1 protein-coding gene is annotated in these 1716 nt (G+C 64.4%); it reads right to left on the bottom strand.

Annotated features, from left to right (window positions below; genetic code table 11):
* Positions 1-512: 512 nt before the first annotated feature.
* Positions 513-671, bottom strand: coding sequence for a hypothetical protein (locus ACYQ1Z_RS19005; protein WP_459794106.1), 159 nt, complete (start codon positions 669-671; stop codon positions 513-515).
* Positions 672-1716: the final 1045 nt, after the last annotated feature.

Raw genomic sequence — 1716 nt, 5'->3', positions numbered from 1 at the left:
CAGGATCGCTCCGGAGCAACTTTTCAAACTTACCCGACCACCCGCCCCGACGCAAATCCATCTCTCAGGATTCCCATCAACGGAAGATCGTCCCCCACCGTCCTCGGCACGCTAGGAAGCGAGCCATTTTCAGGCTGTTATCAGGGGGTTTGGCCGCTATTTTTCCGCTTCAGCGGCGGCGACTCAGAAAACAATACACGCCCGCGAAGACTGCCGCAAATCGGGCGGAAGCGGTCGCGGAATCCGCGTCATTCCGCGGCAGGAGGCGCCGAAAAGGCACCCAACCCCCCCCTCCCGGCGTCGAAATTGCCCTCTGTGGGCTGCAGCACAGCGTTTCGCCGGGAGAACCGTCAGCTGTCGCCCGGAGGTGAAGGCAAACTATGCATCCGTGGTTTCGGACGGTAAGACTTGGGCGCAGCGGGTCTACAGCGTGCCGTACCCACACCGCGGCGCACAGGATTCACGTACACGTAGCGCGAGTAGCCCACCCGGAACTTCGAGCCTGCGTCCGCCTACTTTGCGGGCAGCAGGGCGGACCTCAGGCCGTGCCCGGATACCCAGGGAGGGACGAGGTCGGCGTAGCCCAACTTCCAGCCAGACGGGGACCATTCCACGTCGAAGCCGGCGTTTGTCCAGATCGCGTCGGCGCGTTTCTGGGTGGGCAGGGCCATGGCACGCCGTTCGTCCTCGTGAGTCGGCGAAGACCCTGGGCTGCTTGTACCCGGCATCCAACCCGTTCCGGGGCGCCGGCCTCTCACCTCTGTTGGGCGTACCCCGTACCGATGTTCACGAGCCGGGTGTGGAGCAGGTAAAGCCCGCGCACTCCCACTGCGCCGCCGGGGGGCGACTTCCCTCATTGCCTGGCTCCGGACAATGTCGCGCTCTCCCGGGCCCGGGCTGCGTCAGCCGTCAGCCGTCAGGACTGCTCAAGGTCTACCGCGAATCTCCCCGTCCAACAGAACGCCCAGACGGAACCCAGGGGCACGACAATTCCGGGCTGCGATGCCTCGACGCATGTGATGTTCAGCAGGGGAATCCGGCGTCGGCCAGCCGTTCGCCGTAAGCCTCAACCAGCGAGTGAGCCACGAAGTTGCCGTCGTGAATTTCCTCACCGAAGTCGCCACAGCGAGCAGAGCACTCCCAGCCCCCAGCGGGATGGGACCGTCGCCAGCGGTTGAGGCCGGATCGTCGACGGGCGGCTCGCTGCGTGGCCCGATAGATGCCATTTTCTCCTGGATGACATACATGCGCGGACGGACGTCGGCGCATGGGGAGGACGGGTCCCCTTCAGAGTGAGCGAACGCTAAAAACCACGCCCCGGTCCAGTGCGACATCGCGGCGGTTCCTGCCTGTGCGGGGCCTATGGCACTGCGACCACACGCCCCCGACGGATGATTTTTCCCGCCCGTCCGATCTATCCAATCCACAGCGCCCATATCCCATTCCGTCGCCGCTCGGTTCTTCGCCGAGCCGGCACTCTCGACGCCGGGGGCTTCAAGATCACATCAGAGCACCATATAGAAATTAAGCAGGCCACCAAGGCGAGCCCCGTATCTGGTGGGGGGTCCGGGGCGTAGCCGCCATATCTGGGTGTTTAAATGCGGGAGGCCCCAACCAGTGGTTGGGGCCTCGACCTGATGTTTTGTCCGGCGGTGTCCTACTCTCCCACACCCTCCCGGGTGCAGTACCATCGGCGCTGTGGGTCTTAGCTTCCGG

The sequence above is a fragment of the Arthrobacter sp. AD-310 genome, assembly GCF_054656615.1.
This window is presented reverse-complemented; position numbering and strand designations above follow the sequence as displayed.

Coding starts and splice junctions, on each gene's coding strand:
- ACYQ1Z_RS19005 (WP_459794106.1), bottom strand. CDS start 671: ATGGCCCTGCCCACCCAGAAACGCGCCGACGCGATCTGGACAAACGCC.